The 1,428-nt window shown below is 56.1% G+C and carries 1 rRNA gene (only partly in view); it reads left to right on the top strand.

Annotation, left to right across the window (positions count from 1 at the left end):
• A 23S ribosomal RNA gene (locus AC07EQ_RS43325) occupies nucleotides 1-1,390 on the top strand (it extends 1,775 nt beyond the left edge of the window).
• The last annotated feature ends 38 nt before the right edge of the window (nucleotides 1,391-1,428 follow it).

Genomic DNA, 1,428 nt, shown 5'->3' with positions numbered 1-1,428 from the left:
ATGTGGGTGAGGGGTGATGCGTAGCCGTTGTGGTGATGTGAGTGATCCCATGCTGTCGAGAAAAGCCTCTAGCGAGTGTCTTCACGGCCCGTACCCGAAACCGACACAGGTGGTCAGGTAGAGAATACCGAGGCGGTCGGGTGAACTGTGGTTAAGGAATTCGGCAAATTGCCCCCGTAACTTTGGGAGAAGGGGGGCCACTGCTGGTGAAGGAACGTGCTTCTGGAGCTGGTGGTGGTCGCAGAGGCCAGGGAGAAGCGACTGTTTACTAAAAACACAGGTCCATGCGAAGCCGTAAGGCGATGTATATGGACTGACGCCTGCCCGGTGCTGGAACGTTAAGAGGACCCGTGAACCCGTAAGGGTGTAGCGGAGAATTTAAGCGCCAGTAAACGGCGGTGGTAACTATAACCATCCTAAGGTAGCGAAATTCCTTGTCGGGTAAGTTCCGACCTGCACGAATGGCGTAACGACTTCTCCGCTGTCTCGACCACAGGCCCGGTGAAATTGCAGTACGAGTAAAGATGCTCGTTTCGCGCGGCAGGACGGAAAGACCCCGGGACCTTTACTATAGCTTGGTATTGGTGTTTGGTTCGGCTTGTGTAGGATAGGTGGGAGACTGTGAAGCATTCACGCTAGTGGGTGTGGAGTCGTTGGTGAAATACCACTCTGGTCGTTCCGGGCATCTAACTCGGGTCCGTGATCCGGATCGGGGACAGTGCCTGGTGGGTAGTTTAACTGGGGCGGTTGCCTCCTAAAGGGTAACGGAGGCGCCCAAAGGTTCCCTCAGCCTGGTTGGCAATCAGGTGTTGAGTGTAAGTGTATAAGGGAGCTTGACTGTGAGACTGACGGGTCGAGCAGGTGCGAAAGCAGGGACTAGTGATCCGGCACTGGCTGGTGGAAGCGGTGTCGCTCAACGGATAAAAGGTACCCCGGGGATAACAGGCTGATCTTGCCCAAGAGTCCATATCGACGGCATGGTTTGGCACCTCGATGTCGGCTCGTCGCATCCTGGGGCTGGAGTTGGTCCCAAGGGTTGGGCTGTTCGCCCATTAAAGCGGCACGCGAGCTGGGTTTAGAACGTCGTGAGACAGTTCGGTCCCTATCCGCCGCGCGCGTAGGAGACTTGCGGAAGGCTGTCCCTAGTACGAGAGGACCGGGACGGACGAACCTCTGGTGTGCCAGTCGTTCTGCCAAGGGCGTGGCTGGTTGGCTATGTTCGGGAGGGATAACCGCTGAAAGCATCTAAGCGGGAAGCCTGTTCCTAGATGAGGTCTCCCACCCCTTTGTGGGTTAAGGCCCCCAAGAGATGATTGGGTTGACAGGCCAGATATGGAAGCACTGTAAGGTGTGGAGTTGACTGGTGCTGATAGGCCGAGGACTTGCTCACAAAGATTGCTACGCACCCACTATACGGTATCTGGAACA

Source organism: Saccharopolyspora sp. NPDC045839 (assembly GCF_056431645.1).
Note: the sequence above shows the minus strand (reverse complement) of the source record. Positions and strands in the feature narration are given on the sequence as shown.